This window comes from Blautia pseudococcoides, assembly GCF_001689125.2.
GTDB lineage: Bacteria > Bacillota > Clostridia > Lachnospirales > Lachnospiraceae > Blautia > Blautia pseudococcoides.
This window is the reverse complement of sequence record NZ_CP015405.2, coordinates 625,038-645,171: the sequence shown is the minus strand read 5'-3', so window position 1 is coordinate 645,171 and position 20,134 is coordinate 625,038. Positions and strand designations below refer to the sequence as shown.

16 protein-coding genes and 1 tRNA gene are annotated in these 20,134 nt (G+C 45.5%); 4 read left to right on the top strand and 13 right to left on the bottom strand.

Annotated elements, in window-relative coordinates; genetic code table 11:
- On the bottom strand, positions 1–1,956 hold the full coding sequence (gene ligA, locus A4V09_RS02990) for an NAD-dependent DNA ligase LigA (protein ID WP_065541032.1): 1,956 nt from the start codon (positions 1,954–1,956) through the stop codon (positions 1–3).
- A 1-nt stretch (position 1,957) separates the two neighbouring features.
- The gene (locus A4V09_RS02985; protein ID WP_065541031.1) at positions 1,958–2,695 is read right to left on the bottom strand and encodes a pseudouridine synthase; all 738 of its coding nucleotides are present in this window, start codon (positions 2,693–2,695) and stop codon (positions 1,958–1,960) included.
- A gap of 228 nt (positions 2,696–2,923) precedes the next feature.
- Between A4V09_RS02985 and A4V09_RS02980 the strand changes: the two genes are divergently transcribed.
- Positions 2,924–4,552: a polysaccharide deacetylase family protein gene (locus A4V09_RS02980; protein ID WP_162291099.1), complete on the top strand. Its 1,629-nt coding sequence runs from the start codon at positions 2,924–2,926 to the stop codon at positions 4,550–4,552.
- A gap of 92 nt (positions 4,553–4,644) precedes the next feature.
- On the opposite strand, the gene A4V09_RS02975 is transcribed toward A4V09_RS02980, so the two are convergent.
- From A4V09_RS02975 to A4V09_RS02960, 4 genes are all read right to left on the bottom strand, one after another.
- On the bottom strand, positions 4,645–5,559 hold the full coding sequence (locus A4V09_RS02975; protein ID WP_065541029.1) for an SH3 domain-containing protein: 915 nt from the start codon (positions 5,557–5,559) through the stop codon (positions 4,645–4,647).
- A 67-nt stretch (positions 5,560–5,626) separates the two neighbouring features.
- A tRNA-Arg gene (locus tag A4V09_RS02970) sits at positions 5,627–5,699 on the bottom strand.
- Positions 5,700–5,824: 125 nt separating this feature from the next.
- On the bottom strand, positions 5,825–6,715 hold the full coding sequence (locus tag A4V09_RS02965) for a DUF5688 family protein (protein WP_065541028.1): 891 nt from the start codon (positions 6,713–6,715) through the stop codon (positions 5,825–5,827).
- A 312-nt stretch (positions 6,716–7,027) separates the two neighbouring features.
- The gene (locus tag A4V09_RS02960) at positions 7,028–7,261 is read right to left on the bottom strand and encodes a hypothetical protein (protein ID WP_157123439.1); all 234 of its coding nucleotides are present in this window, start codon (positions 7,259–7,261) and stop codon (positions 7,028–7,030) included.
- 556 nt (positions 7,262–7,817) lie between these two features.
- Here A4V09_RS02960 and A4V09_RS02955 point away from each other — a divergent pair.
- Both A4V09_RS02955 and A4V09_RS02950 read left to right on the top strand, forming a co-directional pair.
- Positions 7,818–8,138 (top strand): helix-turn-helix domain-containing protein, encoded by a 321-nt coding sequence (locus A4V09_RS02955; RefSeq protein ID WP_065541026.1) that lies wholly within the window; start codon positions 7,818–7,820, stop codon positions 8,136–8,138.
- A gap of 17 nt (positions 8,139–8,155) precedes the next feature.
- Positions 8,156–8,836: an ImmA/IrrE family metallo-endopeptidase gene (locus A4V09_RS02950; protein WP_065541025.1), complete on the top strand. Its 681-nt coding sequence runs from the start codon at positions 8,156–8,158 to the stop codon at positions 8,834–8,836.
- A gap of 105 nt (positions 8,837–8,941) precedes the next feature.
- Here A4V09_RS02950 and efp read toward each other — a convergent pair whose 3' ends face one another.
- The 3 genes from efp to A4V09_RS02935 all read right to left on the bottom strand — a co-directional run bounded on the left by efp (position 8,942) and on the right by A4V09_RS02935 (position 11,619).
- On the bottom strand, positions 8,942–9,499 hold the full coding sequence (gene efp / locus A4V09_RS02945; RefSeq protein ID WP_065541024.1) for an elongation factor P: 558 nt from the start codon (positions 9,497–9,499) through the stop codon (positions 8,942–8,944).
- Positions 9,500–9,584: 85 nt separating this feature from the next.
- Positions 9,585–10,097: a YqeG family HAD IIIA-type phosphatase gene (locus A4V09_RS02940; RefSeq protein ID WP_065541023.1), complete on the bottom strand. Its 513-nt coding sequence runs from the start codon at positions 10,095–10,097 to the stop codon at positions 9,585–9,587.
- A 163-nt stretch (positions 10,098–10,260) separates the two neighbouring features.
- The gene (locus A4V09_RS02935) at positions 10,261–11,619 is read right to left on the bottom strand and encodes a citrate/2-methylcitrate synthase (protein ID WP_065541022.1); all 1,359 of its coding nucleotides are present in this window, start codon (positions 11,617–11,619) and stop codon (positions 10,261–10,263) included.
- A 196-nt stretch (positions 11,620–11,815) separates the two neighbouring features.
- Between A4V09_RS02935 and A4V09_RS02930 the strand changes: the two genes are divergently transcribed.
- Positions 11,816–12,169, top strand: a complete 354-nt coding sequence (locus tag A4V09_RS02930) for an ArsR/SmtB family transcription factor (protein WP_065541021.1) — start codon at positions 11,816–11,818, stop codon at positions 12,167–12,169.
- Between the two features lie 203 nt (positions 12,170–12,372).
- On the opposite strand, the gene A4V09_RS02925 is transcribed toward A4V09_RS02930, so the two are convergent.
- The 4 genes from A4V09_RS02925 to A4V09_RS02905 all read right to left on the bottom strand — a co-directional run bounded on the left by A4V09_RS02925 (position 12,373) and on the right by A4V09_RS02905 (position 20,121).
- Complete coding sequence (locus tag A4V09_RS02925; RefSeq protein WP_065541020.1) at positions 12,373–14,580, bottom strand: DNA topoisomerase III; 2,208 nt, start codon at positions 14,578–14,580, stop codon at positions 12,373–12,375.
- Between the two features lie 4 nt (positions 14,581–14,584).
- Positions 14,585–15,595: a 3-deoxy-7-phosphoheptulonate synthase gene (gene aroF / locus A4V09_RS02920; RefSeq protein WP_065541019.1), complete on the bottom strand. Its 1,011-nt coding sequence runs from the start codon at positions 15,593–15,595 to the stop codon at positions 14,585–14,587.
- A 523-nt stretch (positions 15,596–16,118) separates the two neighbouring features.
- Positions 16,119–17,963: an ABC transporter ATP-binding protein gene (locus A4V09_RS02910; RefSeq protein ID WP_065541017.1), complete on the bottom strand. Its 1,845-nt coding sequence runs from the start codon at positions 17,961–17,963 to the stop codon at positions 16,119–16,121.
- Complete coding sequence (locus A4V09_RS02905; RefSeq protein ID WP_065541016.1) at positions 17,956–20,121, bottom strand: ABC transporter ATP-binding protein; 2,166 nt, start codon at positions 20,119–20,121, stop codon at positions 17,956–17,958. Before A4V09_RS02905 ends, A4V09_RS02910 begins: the two co-directional genes overlap by 8 nt.
- Between the last annotated feature and the right edge of the window lie 13 nt (positions 20,122–20,134).

Below are 20,134 nucleotides of genomic sequence, written 5' to 3'. Positions count from 1 at the left end.
TCACTCTTCCCCTGCGAGCTTCAGGAAATCATCCTCTGACAGAATGGGGATTCCCAAATCCTTAGCCTTCTTATTCTTTGAGGAGGAGGATGTGGTATCATTGTTGATCAGATAATCTGTCTTTGAGGTCACGCTTCCCGTAACTTTACCGCCCCTCTCTTCAATATATTCTTTGAGCTGTGCCCTGTTTTCAAAATGTTCCACACTTCCTGTGATAACAAATTGTTTTCCTTCCAGGCTTTGTGCGCTCTCTGTTTTCATCTCCTCAAAGGTCAGATGGGACAGCAAGTGCTCCAGCTTTGCTATATTCTCCTCATCTGCAAAATATTCCGTAAATGTTCCTGCAATGACCGGGCCGATGCCCTCAATGCTGCTGATTTCCTCCGGTGTTGCATGTGTGATCTTATCCAGGTCATACTGAAACTCCTTACAGATAACTTTCGCATTGGCAATGCCTACATTGGAGATTCCCAGGCTGTATATCAATCTCGGAAGTGTGGTGTGGGAAGCTTTTTCAATACTGGCGATCAGATTGTCATATGACTTCTGGCCAAACCCCTCCATGGAAACAATCTCATCTTTATATTTTTCAATTTCAAATATATCTCCAAGATCTTTTATAAATCCTTTTAGGATAAATTTTTCCAGCGTAGCCTCGGAAAGCCCGTCAATATTCATGGCATCCCTGCTGACAAACAGGGTAAAAGATTTTATTTTTTTTGCCTGACACTCCGCATTCATGCAGTACAGAGATTCCACATCATTGGTCTTCAGCACTCTGGCTTCCTCCCCGCACACAGGACAGACGTGAGGAATCTCAAGGTCTCCGCTTCTTGTCAGATTCTCTGCGATCTGGGGAATGATCATATTTGCCTTATAAACCTGAATCTTGTCCCCTATCCCCAGCTCCAAATCCTTCAGGATACTGATATTGTGTACACTGGCCCTGCTCACAGTGGTTCCTTCCAGTTCCACAGGCTCAAAGATTGCCACCGGATTGATCAAGCCGGTCCTTGAAGGACTCCACTCTATCTCTTTCAGGGTAGTCTCCCGGATTTCATCCTTCCACTTAAATGCAAAGGCATTTCTCGGAAATTTTGCAGTGCTGCCCAGAGAATCGCCGTAAGCAATATCATCATAAAGAGCCACCAGACCGTCCGACGGAAAATCATTGCGGACAATTTTATCAGAAAAATATGCGATAGCATCATCCAGGGTATCTGCGGTCACCATCCTGTACTCCACTACATCAAATCCCTGCGCGGCCAGCCATTCAAACTGCTTCCGGGTAGAATTTTCAAAATCCACACCTTCTGCACGGACCAGTGAAAATGCGTAAAACTGTACATTTCTCTTCGCTGTGATCTCATTGTTCAACTGACGCACAGATCCGCTGCATAGGTTTCTCGGATTTTTGTACCGGGCATCCACATCCTCAATCTGTTCGTTGATCTTTTCAAAATCAGAATAAGTGATAATGGCTTCTCCGCGCAGGATCAGCTCGCCTTTGTGGGCAATCTGCAGAGGAATATTTTTAAACACTTTGGCATTGTTGGTGATCACTTCTCCCACTACACCATTTCCCCTGGTAACCGCATTGGAAAGCCTGCCGTCCCGATAAGTGAGTACAATGGTCAGCCCGTCCAGTTTCCAGGACAGCAGCACCTTCTGCGCTCCGATAAACTCCCGCAGGGATTCCACGTCCTTTGTCTTGTCCAAAGAGAGCATGGGGCTTTCATGCGATTCCTTCTGCAGTTCATCCATAGCCTCGTATCCCACTGATACCGTTGGACTTCCGGTGAGGGTTATCCCTGTCTCCCGCTCCAGTTCCACCAGTTCATCATAGCGTTTATCGTATTCAAAATTGCTCATGATCTCTCTGTCTTCCTGATAATACGCCTTTGCCGCTTCATTCAAAAGAGGAATCAGCTCTTTCATCCTCGCTGTCTTATCCATGTTACCTTTTCCTCCGTTCCTTTTTCCTTATGACAGTTGTCTCCGAAGAATCCTGAATGAGACTTTTCAAATTCTCCAGTTCCTTTTCCTCAGCCTCCCGGTACTGTCCAACCGGCAGGTCTCCCAGCTCCAGATTCATGACGCGGATCCGTTTCAGCCGTTTTACTCTGTATCCCAGATATTCACACATTCGCCGGATCTGGCGGTTCAGCCCCTGCGTCAGTATAATGCGGAACGTTTTCTCACCTGTCTTTTCTACCCGGCATTTTCTCGTCACAGTTCCTAAAACAGGAACACCGTTTGACATTTTTTTAATAAAATCTTCTGTCACAGGTTTATCCACAGTCACCAGATACTCTTTCTCATGGCAGTTTCCGGCCCGCATCATTTTATTCACCAATTCACCCTGGTTTGTCAGAAGCAGTAAGCCTTCAGAATCTTTATCCAGCCTGCCTATATAATATATCCGAATTGGGTAATCTATATAAGAGATCACGTTATTTTTTATTCTTGGATCGGCTGTACACTCGATGCCCCTTGGCTTGTGAAAGAGCAGCAGCACTTTTTTTTCTTCACGTTGAACCGCTTTTCCATTCACCAGAATTTCCTGCCCCTCTTCAATCTGCATCCCGAGAACAGCAGTTTTCCCGTCCACCAGGATTTTTCCCTCCTGTACCAGACGGTCTGCTTCCCGCCTGGAACAGATGCCGGCATCACTCATATATTTATTCAGACGCATATTTTTAGTTCCTTTATATATTTATGATAAAGAGTATATCACAAGTTCTGTCCGCAAGTAAAGCGCCCGCTTTACCTGCCTTTAAGATATCTTAAGCAGTTATTTCGACATTTTTTCGGTTTGCGCCTTGCCAACCCTTCCACTGCGATAGTATAATGAGAACGTGTACTTATGAATGTGCCCGGTTTCATGACAGCCGGACATATCAAATACAAAGGGGTTAATGTAATGAAAAACAAAAAGAAAACCGCGGGCATCCTTCTGCTAACCTGCATTTTGGGAGCCGTGCTGATTTTTGTACCCAAGTATATTTTTACTGCGGTAAAGACCAGCATGGACACCTACAGTAACAAGAAGGAAGCCCTGAAGGAAGACCACTGGATCTATAATGACTCCGGCAGGAAATTCGTCTATCACGACGGTGTTGTCATAAAGAGCACCTGGCGTGAGGTTGACGGTACCCGTTATTATTTCGATGATGAAGGGTATGTAAAAACCGGATGGGTCACCGATAAGGGTAAGCGGTATTACCTGAAAGAAAACGGCACTCCTGCGTCTGGATGGGTACAGACTGAGGGAGAGTCCTGGTATTTTCTGGATGAAAACGGAGTTCCTAAGACCGGCTGGGTCAAAAATGACGAAAAGTGGTATTATCTGAAGGATGACGGAACCATGTCTACCGGATGGATAGACGTGGACGGCAAGAGCTATTATCTGCAGGAGGACGGTTCCATGGCCTCCGGATGGGCAGAACGTGACGGCAACCGTTATTATCTTGACAGCAGCGGAACCCTCAGCACCGGCTGGAAGGAAATCGAAGATGCCTGGTATTACTTCCGTGACGAGGACGGCGCCATGATGATCGGATGGATCACCTCTGACGGTACCAGCTTCTTCCTGGACAGTGACGGAAAGATGGTCACAAACGCCTGGGAAGAAAAAGACGGCAAGAAGTATTACCTGGGAGAGGACGGCAAACCTCAGACCGGCTGGGTGACAGTGGATGACAAGAGATACTATCTGAACGAAGATGGTACACTGGCAGGAAAAGGCTGGGTGAAAGACAACGGAAAATGGTATTACCTGAAGAGTGACGGTACTGCAAAGACGGGCTGGCTGCAGATAGGAAAAGACTGGTACTATCTGAACAAAGACGGCAGTATGGCTACCGGATGGATCACGGTTGACGGCAAAGCCTATTTCCTGAAGGACAATGGTGTCTGGGACAGCAAAGCAGCGGCAAAAACTGCCGCTGCCGGCTCCGGCCCTATGGTTGCCCTGACTTTTGATGACGGTCCCGGACAATACACGGAACGGATTTTAGATACCCTGCAGGCCAATGGGGCAAAAGCAACGTTCTTCATGCTGGGAAAAAATGTTCCGAATTATCCTGACGCAGTCAAAAAGATGGACCGTATGGGTTGTGAACTGGCCAACCACACATATGACCACGTAAGTCTGTCTTCCCTGGACGCCTCAGGTGTACAGGATGAGGTGAATTCTACTAACAGCAATATAGCAGACATCGTTGGCCATGGTGCCACCCTGGTGCGTCCTCCCTACGGTGCTTACAATTCCACTACCAAAGCAAATGTGGGTCTTCCCATGGTTCTGTGGTCTGTGGATACGCTGGACTGGAAGACCAGAGACGCACAGAGCACGTACGACGCAGTGATGGCAGCTCAGGACGGGGATGTGATTCTCATGCATGATATTCACGGTCCAACTGCCGACGCAGTAGATATGATTGTACCAGCGCTAAAGGCCAAAGGTTTCCAGATGGTCACTGTCAGCGAACTGGCAGCAGCCAAAGGAATCACGCTTGACGGCGGCATTGCATACGGCGCTATAAGATAGAAATACAAAAACTGCTGTACAGCGATTCATTTCACTGTACAGCAGTTTTAATTCATGTGAATAGGAATTTTCAAAAGGGGGCTTTCTATTATTTACTGTAATAAATCTCCGTAAATATATCCGGTCTGTCCGTTATACTCCACTTTGATCCAATTGTCTTCTGCATTATCAATCTTTGTTACTTTTGCTCCTGCCTGCAGTTCCTGGAGTATCTCTCCGTCTGTCCCTGCTTCAGCACGCATATTGCAGACATCCTGTGTCGTCAATTCAGTACCATTATCCGCCATGGAAGCCAAACTGGTTTCCTGTCCCAGCTGCTCCTCAAATGCTTTCAAATCTGCATCTGATTCCATAGCTTTATTCAGATTGGTCTCCACCTCACTGATCAGCTTTTTCACATCCTCATCCTGATTGGTCTTGTCAATATATTCATTGACTTCCGTATCATTCTTGTCATTATGGATAATATATTTGTCATCCTTTTTGATCACATAGAGCTGTGCAAGTCCCGGCGCCGGTGTGGCTACATCCGTAAACTTCAAATCATAGGAAACAAATACTACATAGCTGTCCTCTGCAAGTCCTTTTTTTGTATATACATTGATATTACTGTAACTTTCAATATAAGCTGCATTTAATACTTTTGCTTCGTCTGTGGCATCAAAACTGTCCGCAAGTTCTTTCATACGGTCAACATTCTTCTCACCCCAGGCTGTATAAAATGCATCAATCAAAGAATTTACTTCAGGGTATGCATTTTTCTCCAAAGAGTTTTCATCCTCTTTTTTTTCGTCCTGTGCTTTTGCATCAGAATCTTTCGATTTCTTGGTATCGTCAGACCCTTTCTGCTGCTCTGTCTGTGCATCCGGCTTCTTCTCTTTCTCTGAAGAACCGCCCGTCAGGGCCCTAATACCGAAAAACAGAACCACCAGAACGACCAAAATAGCCAGACCCAGAAGAATATACCTCAGATTGTCTGAAAGCCATTCTCTGAAATTGTCTAACATCCTTGTCCTCCTTCAAGACTGTTACCCTTCATTCCCTTATTCCAATGCTTTTCCCCAAAGCACCAAACACACCCGGAGGGATTCGAACCCCCGACACGTGGTACCGGAAACCACTGCTCTATCCCCTGAGCTACGAGTGCACATGTCTTCCTAGAAATGACATCCCTAGTATATTACCACATATTTATGAAATTGTAAAGCCTTACACAGAAATTTGGGCATACACCGCCGAAAACCTGCAGTTTTCGGCGGTTATCCCCCACTTTTACAGGATTAATGCTCCCTTTTTACTGTCATAATAATAAACATTTTGGGAGAGGACTTCCTCGTCCTCCACCTGGGTCTCATTGACCTCTCTGACCATTGTCTCCAATTCTTTTTTGGAAAACTGCCCGGAATCGGGCACAAGAATACATTCGTGAATGCTGCTTGGCAGAACATAGAAATTGCAGTGCAGAAGCCTGCTGATGTGAGAAAGAACATGAGGATAAAGCAGAGCTGCAGCGCCAAAATATTTTTCTTCATTGGTAAGGATATACATCTGCTCTCTTTTTTGAAAGCCAAAGGATAGAAGTTCTTCTTCCCCTGTCATCTCCCGGATCAGCGCTTCCATTCCCTGAAGCGTAAAAGGCAGTCTGCGGCTTGTATTTTTATGTGCATCCTCATATATGTCCTGCAGTGTAATCCCCCAGGACTCCAGATTGCAGTTATGAACCAGAAAATTCGCCCCGTTTAAAACCTCTTCTTCAAGCCTGTAGTAAAACACAATTGCCAGGTCCAGATATGGAATGTAGGGTACATTTTTCAAAAGCTTCCTGTTCATATCAAAGTTGATCAGTTTGTAGCAGATATGGCTCCGGGCTCTTTTGTAGTCCTCAAATCCGGCATTCTGAAATTCTGTTTCCTCCACCTGCCTTTCCGTGTTAAGCGCCAGGATTTTGAGTGTCACCTCCTCCAGAGACATGCCATGGCTGAAAAATTCATAAAAATCTGCCAGATATATGGTAGGCGCAATGTGTGTGCCGCTCTCCATAATGGTGACAGCATCCAGAATCTTTCCGTTATTTTTCTCGATTCTGTGGAGCGTGACCATCTTTTCCCCTGCCTTTTTTTTCAGGCTGGCGAGTATCTCCTGTTTGAATGTGTTGTAGTCCATCTGTAAACCTCTCTTTCTTCATTTTGCTGCCTGCAGGCTTTTTGCCGTGTAGGTGTAACAGACAGTGGTCAATACTGTCCTTTCTATTTAAGGACTGCAAATGGACAGACTTTTCCCTTTGACAGTCCAAAAATATTCTGTTTTCTGCAATTGGAAAAACCGCACGAACGTGCAGAGAAGATAAATGATATAGGATTGCTATATCATTTGTGAAAATGTAAATATCATTATACAGGAAATGATTGGCTTTTTCAAGCCAATTTTGCTATTTTTTATGCTCCAGTATCTATAAGCCCCAAGGACCAGGGACAGTTACTGTCCCTCGGTTCTCCAAAGCCAGGTCTCTCCCATGCCGACAGGCACTTCCCGGCAGCTTCCGTCTGTGGCATATACCTTTGCCGTTTCCTGCTCATATACTACAGATTTTATGATCAGCCATCGTCCCGTACGACTGTCCCATACAGGGTGCTCTATGTAATTTGGCAGGTCATTTACTTTAATCCCCATATTTTTCTCCTCAACACCTATATTTTTTAAATATTCCAAAACGGTCATCTCTCCTATTCCTTTTTAACTTTATACTGTATCTTTGCGCTATCATAATTCTTTTCATTTCTTTCACACTTCTTTTAATTTTTCACCACAGTTTCTTCACATTTCTCCTTTATAGTTATAACTAACAAAGGCCAAGAACCTTTTTCATATATCTTTTCTTTTTCATACTGCCGGGTCATTGCGTACCCGGCCCTCCTATTTTATCCCCCCTTGTCCCCTGTCCGGGCAGTGATCTGTACCGGTCCTGCCTATTATGCCATATACCCCATTTCATCAGTCAAACCACTCCGCTTTCTTCCCTCGATGTGCAGACAGGAAAAAGATTCCACACTAAAATTATGATCACTGGATGGTTTATCAGTTCTTATTGACATTGCTTCTTCTTTGGGGTATAATATTTTTATCGAACATATGTTTGTATCTATCATCTTTTCCGCCAACGGTTATTTATTTTTTATATTATCACCGTTAATTACTATAGCCAACTGTTTTTTCTTGATTTTTTCCGTTGACGGCTGTAAACTCTGATTAACAGGAGGATACAGAAATGGGTCTTGAAAAAATCGAGGAATATAAAAAGAAATTAGGAATGACTACTACAGAGCTTTCCGAGAAATCCGGTGTTCCCAAAGGAACACTTGACAAAATATTAAGCGGAGTTACAAGGGATCCAAAGCTGGAAACCCTCAAAGCCATTGCACGGGTTCTTGGACTTACACTGGATGACTTTGACGATGTGCACAGAGAACCTGAGAAACCCGCTCCAACTTACGACGACGTGGAACTTCTCATAGCCAGAAACGGAAAGAAAATGTCAAACGAACAGAAACTTCGCCTGATACAGCTTTTGTCCGAAATAGATGAGTAATTTAGGAGCGGTTTATTTTGGATTATGTTTATATAGCAGAAATGATTCTGGAAGTCTACAGAGAATGCGGCATTAAGGAGTTCCCCATTCCCTGCGTTGACATCCTGAAGCATTATGAATTCAGAACCATTACATATTCAAGATTAAAAGAATTGAACACGGAGATTTATGCCCTCTGTATCTCAGCCTCTAATGACGCATTCTGTGACCAGAGGAACCGCATTATAGCCTATAACGAAAAAGCAGTCCAGGGCCGTATACGCTTCTCCCTCATGCACGAACTGGCTCACTGTGTCTTTCAGCACACAGGTGAAGATCCGGAAAATGAGGACACCGCTGACTGCTTTGCCAGTAATATACTGGCTCCCCGGGTTGCTATCCGCCATTATGGCTGTAAAAATGCAGATGATATCCACTTCCGTTTCGGCTTGTCATATGCGGCTTCCAATAAAGCGGTACAGGCTTATAATACCTGGAAGCAGAGAGATACCATAAAAGTTGATAGAGAACTGGATGATTGGTTGTTTCCCCTGGATGAATTTCATCGAAACTTCCTTCGCCGTCTCCGCAGACAGCAGCAAAGACGGAAGCTGCAGATGAAACAATACGACCAAAAGCTGTCTTTTCTTAGGGAAAACCATCTGGATGACTTTTGGGCGCAGGGGGAAGAATATCATTTTTTCTCCACATCTCGATGACGGCAGCACGGCCTTCATGAAGGCAGCTTCTATGATCAGGAGGCCGGATAAACCAGCAAAGGCCCGGAAATTTAGCTTTCCAGGCCTTTATTTTACCAGTTTTACTTATACTCTGGACAGGTATTCCCCTGTTCTTGTATCAATTTTGATCTTATCGCCCTGATCAACGAATAACGGTACATATACAACCGCGCCGGTCTCAACCGTAGCCGGCTTTGTAGCACCCTGAGCTGTATCGCCTTTGAATCCGGGTTCTGTATCAATGATATCCAGTTCAACGAATAATGGTGCTTCGATCGCAAACACATTTCCGTTATAGGAACAAATCTTTACCGTTTCATTTTCTTTTACAAACTTCAGAGCATCACCTACTGTCTGATTGTCAATGGCAATCTGATCATATGTCTCATTGTTCATAAAGTAATATAAATCACCATCATTATATAAATACTGCATGTCCACACGGTCAATACGTGCCTGCGGGAATTTTTCAGTAGGTCTGAATGTCTTCTCCACAACTCCGCCGTTGATAACATTTTTTAATTTTGTTCTAACGAAAGCAGCACCCTTTCCAGGTTTTACGTGCTGGAATTCCATAATCTGTACTACATTGCCATCAACTTCCAGAGTGAGACCATTTTTAAAATCTCCTGCTGATATCATAATGAATATTCCTCCTTAAATTCTTCCATTGGAAAAGCATCTCTTTTTCCACTGTACTCCATTGTATAATACCTCATCCGATTTTTCAACTGTTTTTTCGCTTTCTTTGGTCTTTCCTGTAAAAATAAAGAACAATTTTTTCCAATTTCCGTTTTAAAACAATTTGAATTTCCTCTTTTGGATGAATTGGTTTCACTAAAATATTGTGCATGCCGGTTCTTTTGGCACCGTACACATCTGTGAAAAGCTGATCCCCAATAAATACGGTGGTCTTCAAATTTGTCCCCATAAGCTCCATGGCCCTTCTGTAATTTTTCCTGGAAGGCTTATGGGCATCCTCGATAAAATGCACCTGCACATCCTTATTAAAGGAAGAAACCCGTTCATACTGGTTATTTGACAGTAGGCAGCACTGAAATCCAATTTTTTGAAGTCTTTTAAACAGGTCTTTTGCCCGCTCATCTGCAGGGGCCCCGTGAGGCACCAGGGTATTGTCAATATCAAAGATCAGGCCCCTGTATCCCTGTGCATATAACTTTTCAAAATCTATAACATATGTGGAGTCCAGATATTCATCCGGAAAAAAAGTGCGAAACATTTCTAATTCTCTCCTATCTGTATGCACAATAAAACGCGGCATGGCTTCTATCCCCTGCCGCGTTCCCTGAAAATCGTATCTCCATCACGGCTTCCGCATTTTAATGTGCTGTGGTATACCGTGATGGTAACAGTTTTCCCTGGTGTTTGTCAATTCTTTTTAATTATCTTTCTGTGAGAGTTGTATACTGCTGTGTCTCCAGCACATTTTTGTAGGCCGGACGGATAATCTTGTCTGTGTTGATCAACTCTTCCATACGGTGTGCGCTCCATCCCACAATTCTGGCAATGGCAAACATCGGTGTATATAATTCAAGGGGAAGCTCCAGCATACTGTAAACGAATCCGCTGTAGAAGTCCACATTGGCACTGACACCTTTGTAAATATGGCGTTCCTGTCCGATGATCTGAGGAGCCAGACGCTCTACCATCTCATAAAGCTGATAGTCTTTCTGCCTTCCTTTTTCTTCTGCAAGCTGTTTTACAAACTTTTTAAAGATCTGCGCACGGGGATCCGAAATGGAATATACCGCATGCCCCATACCATAGATCAGGCCTCTCTTATCAAAGGCTTCCTTATGCAGCAGTTTTCTGAGGTAATCGGACACTTCTCCCTCATCCTTCCAGTCTTTTACATGCTTCTTCATATCGTCAAACATACGGACAACCTTTATGTTGGCTCCGCCGTGTTTGGGTCCTTTTAAGGAACCGAGAGCTGCCGCAATGGCAGAGTAAGTATCTGTTCCTGAGGAAGAAACCACATGTGTGGTAAAGGTAGAGTTGTTACCACCACCGTGTTCCATATGCAGTACCAGCGCCAAATCCAGAATGGCAGCTTCAAAGGGCGTATATTTCTTATCCGGCCGCAGCATTAAAAGAATGTTCTCTGCTGTGGACAGTTCTTTTTTCGGATGATGGATATATAAACTCTTATTCTGGTTATAATGGCGGTGCGCCTGATATCCGTAAACGGACAGCATCGGAAAAATACTGATAAGATTGATGCATTGACGGAGTACATTGGGAAGTGATATGTCCTCCGGGTTCGTATCGTAGGAATATAAGGTGAGAACACTTCTTGAGAGAGTATTCATCATGTCCCTGCTGGGAGCCTTCATAATAACATCACGGACAAAATTCCGTGGCAGGCATCTCTGGTCACCGAGTATCTTGCAGAAATCGTCCAACTGCTGCTGTGATGGCAGTGTTCCGAATAACAGCAGGTATGTAGCTTCTTCAAATCCAAAACGCTTTTCCTGTAGAAAGCCTTTGGTCAATTCTTCAACGTTGATTCCTCTGTAGTACAGTTCTCCGTCGCAGGGAACTGATTTTCCATCCTCTTCTTTATAAGAGACTATGTTGGATATCTGGGTCAGTCCGGCAAGAACGCCCTTTCCATTGATATCACGCAGGCCTCGCTTTACATCATACTTCGCATAGAGGGACACGTCCATCTTGCTGTGATCCTCGCAAATCTTTGTAAGGGCTTCGATTTCAGGTGTTACTTTCATATTAAATCCCATTTTAGATTCCCCCTTGTTCTTTTATCTTCATCGCTTTAGCATAACGATATTTTACCATAAGAAAAGGCCGGTAACAAGAAAAATTTTTCTAAACATTCTATAAATTTATCAGACATGACCGTGTTTTTGCATTGGATATACTTGCAGAAAAGGTTTTTTTCCTATAAACTAAAGGAATGAAAGGAATGATTTGTTTATGAAAATGGATGAAACGGTAGATGTGTGTGATTGTGTGCATAAACATGAACACATACAAAAAAAGGTAATACCGGATGATAATACGCTGTATGGGCTGGCGGATTTGTTTAAAGTTTTTGGAGATCCTACCAGAATTCGGATTTTGTATGCTTTGTCAGCCGGGGAATTGTGTGTGTGTGATATTGCGTCGGTGCTGAATATGACGCAGAGTGCGATCTCGCATCAGCTTAGGGTATTGAAGCAGATTAAGCTGGTGAAGTTTCGGCGGGAGGGGAAGACGGTTTATTATTCTTTGGCGGATGCGCATGTGGAGACTATACTTAGTCAGGGATTGGAGCATGTGCAGGAGTAGGATGGGGATGGGGGATTATGGGGGTGTATCTGACTGTTGCGGGCGGATGGTTGTGATGGCGGTAATACCGAAGGTTGTTGATTAAAAGTCATAATTAGAAAAGATAAAGACTTGTTGTGAATTTTGTATGATTTTATAGCTGCCGGGGGTTTTCAAGTTTGTTGTGTTGTGAAAAGCCCCTGGCAGGATTTTATTGGTGATGATTATAGTTTTAGTTTTGCGAAGGCGTCGGCGAAGGCATTGTTTAGGGGTTCGGCGGCTTCTTTTTTTTGTTTGGATAGGTATTTCTGGACGTCTTTTTTGGAGACGCCGGCACCCTCTTTTTCCCGGCGGGCCTGGAAGGAGGAGAGTTTTTCTTTGTAGCCGCAGGGGCAGATGAAGGTCTCTTCCTTGCCTTTGACATAAAGCTCCATGCGTTTGTGGCATTTGGGGCAGCGGGCGTTGCTGGTGCGGGAGATGGTTTCCCGGTGACCGCACTCACGGTCCTGGCAGACCAGGAGTTTGCTGTTTTTGCCGTTTACGGAGAGCATGCGTTTGCCGCAGACAGGACATTTTGTGTTGGTCAGGTTGTCGTGGCGGAAGGTGCCGTCTCCGGTTCTGATCTCCCGGATGATGTCCTGGGTGTAGTCTTTGATGTCTGAGAGGAAGGCTTCTTTTTTAAGTCTTCCGTCTGCGATCTTGGAGAGTTTCATCTCCCAGTCTGCGGTCAGCTCCGGTTTTCTCAGGTCCTCCGGTACCAGCTCCAGAAGCTGCTTGGCTTTGGAGGTGATGTAGATGTCTTTGCCGCGTTTCTCCATCAGGAAGGTGTTGAAAAGTTTGTCTATGATGTCTGCACGGGTGGCTACTGTGCCAAGCCCCCCAGTCTCCCCCAGTGTTTTGGCTGCTTTTGCATCATGGCTCTCCATGAATTTTATGGGATTTTCCATGGCGGAAAGCAGGGTTGCCTCGTTAAAATGAGCCGGAGGTTTTGTTTTCCCTGTGGTCAGCTCTGCTTTGGAGGCAGGGAAGGTGTCACCTTTTTTCACGGTTGGCAGGGTCTGGTCTTTTAAGGTTGGTTCCTGGTTTGTGCCGTATTCTTCCTCATCATCGTCGTCGGACCAGCCGCTGTCGTAGGCTTCTTTCCAGCCGGGACTTTTTACTATTTTTCCTTTTGCCAGGAAGATTTCTCCTGCTGCCTGGGCTTTTACTGTTGTCTGCTCGTATTCAAAAGGCGGCATGAGAACGCTTAAGAAACGGCGTACGACCAGATCGTATATTTTGCGTTCTTCGTTTGTCATATGGTCCAGCTGAACAAATTGTTCTGTGGGGATGATAGCGTGATGATCGCTTACCTTTTTATCGTCCACAAAGGATTTGCCGGCTTTTATGGGCTTCATGGAGAGGCTGCCCGCCAGTTTGCGGTAGGGGCCTACTGCACAGGCATTCAGTCTTTCTTTCAGGGTTCCCACCACGTCGCTTCCTATATAGCGGGAGTCTGTCCTGGGATATGTGAGGACTTTATGGTTTTCGTAAAGGCGCTGCATAATGTTCAGTGTCTCTTTTGCGGAGAAACCAAATTTTTTGTTGGCATCTCTCTGGAGTTCTGTCAAATCGTAAAGGCCCGGTGAAAAGGTCTTTTTTGCAGTTTTGTCAATGGATTCTATGGTCAGGAAGCCTGCTCTTACCTCTTTTAACAGGGTTTCCATCTTCTCCTGCTGGAAGGAACGGCAGGAACCGCTCTTTTTATCCTGCCAGGTAAACTGAATGCCTCCGGAGAGAACCGTCATACCATAGAAATCAACAGGTCTGAAGTTTCTGATCTCCTCTTCGCGTTTTGCTATCATGGCAAGGGTTGGTGTCTGGACACGGCCGCAGGAGAGCTGGGCATTGTATTTACAGGTAAGAGCTCTTGTGGCATTGATTCCTACCAGCCAGTCAGCCTCTGCGCGGGAGACGGCGGCTGCATAAAGGTTATTGTAGTCTCTTCCGTCTTTTAAGTGGGCAAATCCGTCCCGGATCGCCTTGTCAGTGACAGAGGATATCCACAGACGCTTGATGGGTTTCCGGCAGTTTGCTTTTTCCAGGATCCATCTGGCTACCAGTTCTCCCTCCCGTCCGGCGTCGGTGGCAATGATGATCTCTCCCACATCGTTTCTGTAGAGCTGTGTTTTGACGGCATTGTACTGTTTGGCCGTCTGTTTGATCACCACAAGCTCCATTTTCTTTGGGATCATAGGGAGGTGCTCCATTTTCCACTCTCTGTACTTTTTGTCATAGCCTTCCGGGTCATCTAAGGTGACCAGATGGCCCAAAGCCCAGGTCACAATATATCTGCCGCCCTCCATGGCGCCATTTAATTTTTTGCCGCATCCCAGTACCCTGGCTATATCCCGGGCAACGGATGGTTTTTCTGCTATAACTAATGATTTCATGCAATTACATTACCTTTCCAAAAAATTCTGTTGTCTTCTTCACTTTCTGCATTATATCGTCAAACATGGCTGGTGTCAAAGACTGCATTCCATCACACAGTGCTTTTTCCGGATTATTGTGCACTTCGATCATCACTCCGTCAGCTCCCGCTGCGATGGCCGCCATAGTAAGAGGCTCTACCATGAAACGGATCCCTGCCGCATGGCTTGGGTCGATTATGACAGGCAGATGTGTCTTTTTCTTCAGCATGGGAATTGCGGAGATATCCAGTGTGTTTCGCATGGAAGTCTCGAAGGTACGGATTCCCCGCTCACAGAGAATCACGTTCTCATTGCCGCCTGCCATTATGTATTCCGCACTCATAAGCAGTTCGTCCAGAGTGTTAGCCATGCCGCGTTTGAGAAGAATGGTTTTTTTCAGTTTTCCCAGTTCCTTTAACAGCTCAAAGTTCTGCATATTTCTGGTACCTACCTGAATGACATCCACATCCTCAAATAAATCCAAATGTCCCAGACGCATGATCTCAGTGACAATGGGAAGCCCAGTCTGCTTCTTAGCCTCCAACAGCAGCTTCAGCCCTTCATCTCCCAGTCCCTGGAAAGAGTACGGGGATGTTCTGGGCTTGAATGCCCCTCCTCTTAAAAGCCCTGCGCCGGACCTTTTCACATCCTCCGCCACTTCAATCATCTGTTCTCTTGTCTCCACAGAACAGGGGCCTGCGATCACCTGAAAATTCCCGCCTCCGATTTTCCTTCCGCACACGTCAATCACCGTATCTGCAGGATGCATGCTTCTGTTTGCCTTCTTGTACGGCTCCTTGATCCTCTTGACAGACTCCACTACTTCCAGAGCCTCAAACTGGTCTTCCTGCAGCTCTGTGGTATCTCCGATCAAGCCGATCAGCGTGGTATCCAGTCCTTCGGACAAATGAAGCTTCAGGCCTCTCTCGATCAGACTCTTTTTCAGTTCCTCCACCTTTCTGCCATCCGCGCCTTTTTTCAATACAATGATCATATTCCTGATCCTCCATATAATTAATTTTAAACCTAAAAAACCGATGTCTGCTACGCGCAAACACCGGTCAGCTTTCACTATCTTTTATACTCTAAAAGACTTTATGAAACAGATGTTTTACCGTAGCAAAAAGAACCTGCGTTATAAAAATAACCCAGAAAGCCAAAATAATATGCTTTTGTCCATACGTTCATTTCTGCTGACATAATAAAACCTCAATCTCACTTTGATATCCCTCATAATACTCCCCTGCCCTTGCTTTGTCAATAACTTTATGGTTATTTTATTTATCACTTTAAACTGTAACACTTTAAAATGCAAATCAAAAAAACACCGTTTCCATCTCCTTTGCCATACACACTCAGGAGACATAAGCGGCAGTACCGGGGCATTGCCTGTCTTATCTTCCTCTTTGGAACTATCCGGCAGAAGGGTTAAATCCACAAAAAAGGACAAAGGTCCGGCGTTTTGACCTTTGTCCTGTGTTTTTCTTAGGTGTGTTTGTATATTGCTTTGGGCAAGTTTACATTGCCTCTGCCCTCTCAAATTGGCTGTTATACAGATTCGCATAAAACCCGCCTGCCTCAAGCAAGGCTTCATGGGTACCCTGTTCAATGATATCTCCGTCTTTCATGACCAGAATCAAATCCGCATCCCGGATCGTAGAAAGACGATGGGCAATCACAAAGCTGGTCCTGCCCTTCATCAGGTTATCCATGGCCTTCTGAATCCGTTCTTCTGTTCTGGTATCCACAGAGGAGGTAGCCTCATCCAGGATCAGGATCCTGTTATCCGCCAGAATCGCCCTGGCAATGGTCAGAAGCTGTTTTTGTCCCTGGGAAATATTGTTTGTCTCCTCATTCAGCACCATCTGGTAACCGCCCGGCTGTGACATAATGAAATGATGTGCGTGTGCTGCTTTCGCCGCTGCGATCACCTCTTCGTCTGTGGCATCCAGCCGTCCATAGCGGATATTTTCCATAATGGTCCCGTGGAACAGCCAGGTATCCTGCAGTACCATACCGAACAATTCCCGCAGCTCACTTCTGTTAAAGTCTTTAATATTATGACCGTCAATGAGGATTTCTCCCGTATTCACATCATAGAACCGCATCAGCAGCTTGATCATGGTAGTCTTGCCGGCACCCGTCGGTCCTACAATTGCCACTTTCTGCCCTGCTTTTACGGAAGCAGAGAAATCGTGGATAATGATCTTATCCGGATCATAGCCGAAAGAAGTATGGCAGATTTCCACATTGCCGTCAATATGGCTTACATCTGCGGGATTTTCCACAGTCTGCACTTCCTCCTCAACATCCAGAAATTCAAACACCCTCTCAGATGCAGCGGCTGAAGACTGCAGCATATTTGTCACCTGGGCGATCTGCTGGATAGGCTGCGTAAAGTTTCTGATATACTGGAAAAACGCCTGCACATCCCCCACTTCAATCTTGCTCTTAATTACCATAAATCCACCCAGAAGGGCGACCATCACATATCCCAGATTTCCCACAAACTGCATGATGGGCATCATCATGCCGGAGAAAAACTGGGAACGCCATGCAGAGCTGTACAGCTTTTCGTTTGTCTTTTCAAATTCACCGATCACGGACTCTTCCTTGTTGAAGGCCTTTACCACGTTGTGTCCGCTGTAGATTTCCTCCACCTGCCCGTTTACTTCACCCAGATATTTCTGCTGTGCCTGGAAATACTTCTGGGAATGTTTCATGACTTTACTGATGATCGCCATGGATATAGGCAGGATCAGCAGGGCCGCCAGTGTCATCCATACATTGATACTCAGCATCATCACAAGCACACCGATCAACGTGGTGCAGGAGGTAATGAGCTGGGTCACACTCTGGTTGATTCCCATCTGCAGAGTATCTACATCATTGGTGATACGTGAAAGGATCTCACCGTGGGTTCTGCTCTCAAAATATTTCATGGGAATTCTGTTGATCTTCTGGGAAATATCTTTTCTCAGGCTGTACGTCACATCATTGGATATCCCGGTCATGATAAATCCCTGAATAAAGGACAGCAGGGCGCTGACCAGGTACAGGCAGAGGCATCCCAAAAGGATCTGAACAATCTTGTCAAAATTGATCCCACTGCCGCCGTTTATCTTGGATACCAGTCCGTTAAACAGCTCTGTGGTGGCCTTGCCTAAAATCTTAGGTCCCACAATATTAAATACCGTGCCTCCCACAGCAAACAGGATCATCAGCATCAAACGGAACTTATACCGTTCCATGTATTTCACCAGGCGTTTCATGGCTCCCTTAAAATCTTTTGCCTTCTCCCCCGGCATTCCTTTTCCGTGACCACCCATCGGCCCTCTCGGTCTTCTCGCAATATTACTCATTAGCCAATTCCTCCTCCGACAGCTGTGACATGGCAATCTGACGATATACCTCACAGGATTTCAAAAGCTCTTTATGGGTTCCCTGACCGACCACGCGTCCTTCATCCAGAACGAGAATACGGTCTGCATGTAAAATTGTGCTGATACGCTGTGCGACTATCAGAGTTGTGGCATCCTTGGTCTCTTTTTTCAGCGCACGGCGGAGCACCACATCTGTCTTGTAGTCAAGGGCAGAAAAACTGTCATCAAAGATATAGATCTCCGGGCGTTTCGCAATGGCTCTGGCAATGGAGAGGCGCTGTTTCTGACCACCGGATACGTTGGTGCCTCCCTGGGATATTTCAGATTCCATCTTCTCTTCCTTCTCCCGGATGAAATCCCAAGCCTGGGCTACTTCAGCTGCACGCTGAACCTCTGCGTCCGTTGCATCCTCTTTTCCGTAACGGATATTGGAATCAATGGTTCCGGAGAAAAGCACACCCTTCTGCGGGACATAACCAATACGGTCTCTAAGATCAGTGAGCTTCATATCCCGGATATCCACTCCGTCTACCAGGATCCGTCCTGATGACACATCAAAAAATCTAGGGATCAGGTTCACCAGGGTACTTTTTCCGCTTCCGGTACTTCCGATAAATGCCACGGTCTCACCTTTATGTGCTGAGAAATCAATATCTGTAAGTGTCTCCTCATCAGCCCCCGGATAGGAAAATCTCACATGTTCAAAGCGTACTTCTCCTTTGGATCCTTTGTCCGGCAGCGCGCCGGCCTCACCGTCCAGAATGGAAATCTCCGTATTCATAACTTCGTTGATACGTTTTGCCGCAACGCTTGCCCTTGGCAGCATAATGGACATCATGGTGATCATCAAAAATGACATGATGATCTGCATGGCATACTGCATAAATGCCATCATATTTCCAACCTGCATGGTTCCGTTATCCACTGCATGGGCTCCGTTATAGACGATCAAAATGGTGATACCATTCATGATCAGCATCATTGCCGGCATCATAAATGTCATACAGCGGTTGACAAACAGGTTGGTCTTTGTCAGTCTGTCATTGGCATCCTCAAAACGCGCCTCCTCGTGTTTCTCGCGGCTGAACGCCCGGATAACCGGAATACCGGTCAGTATCTCCCTGGATACCAGATTCAATTCATCAATCATATACTGCAGTTTGGTGAACTTGGGCATTGCAATTTTAAAGAGTAGTCCCACCAGGATCAGTATTGCCACAACAGCCACACCCAGGATCCAGGTCATGGAGGCGTCAGTCTGCAGAACCTTTAAGACACCGCCGATACCCAGAATAGGCGCATAGAGCACAATCCTGAAAATCATGGCAAATACCTGCTGTACCTGCTGGATATCATTGGTACTTCTGGTGATCAGGGACGCTGTGGAAAAATGATTCAGCTCCTCACCGGAAAAGGATATAACCTTCCGGTACACGCCGTTTCTCAGATTCCGTCCCAGAATCGCCGCTACCTTTGCCGATAAAAATGTAACGGTTATGGCTGCCAGCATGATGACAAATGCCAGCCCCAGCATTTTAAGACCGGACATCAGAATATAGCGGATCTGCATCTGGTCCACATCAATCCCCTGTCCTTCGTACTCCTGCTGCACATACTGCACAGCCGCCTGTGTCACAATGGATTCCGGCATATCTTTCATATTTGAGGTCATGGCATCCATCATTTCCAGAAGCTGCTCTTTTGGCATCTGTGAAAATACCTGGAACAGATCCGCGTCCTTGGGAAGCTGCATCTTTTCTTTGATCTGCTCCACCTGGTCTCCGCCTTCTTCCAGTCCCTCCACAGCCATCATAGGCATGCCGAAAATGCTGTTCAGCTTTTCTCTCTTGTCTGTATGCATTTCCTTTAATTGATAAATATCATCTTTTAATGTGTAGGCATCCTTTACAGCCTCCACATCTTTTTCTTCCATAAACAGAAACAGTTTTTCCATGGACTCTTTCCGGATCTTTTCCGGAACTCCATCCTCGATCCCCTTCTGCTGGATTCCTATGTTGACGATTTTTGATGTGTAATCCGGCAGAGCCAGGTCACAATTGGCCTGCAGGAATAAAAGAGCAATGATCAGCACAATATAGTACCAGCGCTCTTTCATGTAATGAAACATTTTTATCATGGTGTCACTCCTT

What these genes read in the sequence shown, in the direction of transcription:
- A4V09_RS02910 (WP_065541017.1), bottom strand. Translation starts at nt 17,963, where the DNA reads ATGAGTAATATTGCGAGAAGACCGAGAGGGCCGATGGGTGGTCACGGA.
- A4V09_RS02965 (WP_065541028.1), bottom strand. Translation starts at nt 6,715, where the DNA reads ATGGACTACAACACATTCAAACAGGAGATACTCGCCAGCCTGAAAAAA.
- A4V09_RS02980 (WP_162291099.1), top strand. Translation starts at nt 2,924, where the DNA reads ATGAAAAACAAAAAGAAAACCGCGGGCATCCTTCTGCTAACCTGCATT.
- efp (WP_065541024.1), bottom strand. Translation starts at nt 9,499, where the DNA reads ATGATATCAGCAGGAGATTTTAAAAATGGTCTCACTCTGGAAGTTGAT.
- A4V09_RS02905 (WP_065541016.1), bottom strand. Translation starts at nt 20,121, where the DNA reads ATGATAAAAATGTTTCATTACATGAAAGAGCGCTGGTACTATATTGTG.
- ligA (WP_065541032.1), bottom strand. Translation starts at nt 1,956, where the DNA reads ATGGATAAGACAGCGAGGATGAAAGAGCTGATTCCTCTTTTGAATGAA.
- A4V09_RS02940 (WP_065541023.1), bottom strand. Translation starts at nt 10,097, where the DNA reads ATGTTTCGCACTTTTTTTCCGGATGAATATCTGGACTCCACATATGTT.
- A4V09_RS02975 (WP_065541029.1), bottom strand. Translation starts at nt 5,559, where the DNA reads ATGTTAGACAATTTCAGAGAATGGCTTTCAGACAATCTGAGGTATATT.
- A4V09_RS02955 (WP_065541026.1), top strand. Translation starts at nt 7,818, where the DNA reads ATGGGTCTTGAAAAAATCGAGGAATATAAAAAGAAATTAGGAATGACT.
- A4V09_RS02925 (WP_065541020.1), bottom strand. Translation starts at nt 14,580, where the DNA reads ATGAAATCATTAGTTATAGCAGAAAAACCATCCGTTGCCCGGGATATA.
- A4V09_RS02930 (WP_065541021.1), top strand. Translation starts at nt 11,816, where the DNA reads ATGAAAATGGATGAAACGGTAGATGTGTGTGATTGTGTGCATAAACAT.
- A4V09_RS02985 (WP_065541031.1), bottom strand. Translation starts at nt 2,695, where the DNA reads ATGCGTCTGAATAAATATATGAGTGATGCCGGCATCTGTTCCAGGCGG.
- aroF (WP_065541019.1), bottom strand. Translation starts at nt 15,595, where the DNA reads ATGATCATTGTATTGAAAAAAGGCGCGGATGGCAGAAAGGTGGAGGAA.
- A4V09_RS02935 (WP_065541022.1), bottom strand. Translation starts at nt 11,619, where the DNA reads ATGGGATTTAATATGAAAGTAACACCTGAAATCGAAGCCCTTACAAAG.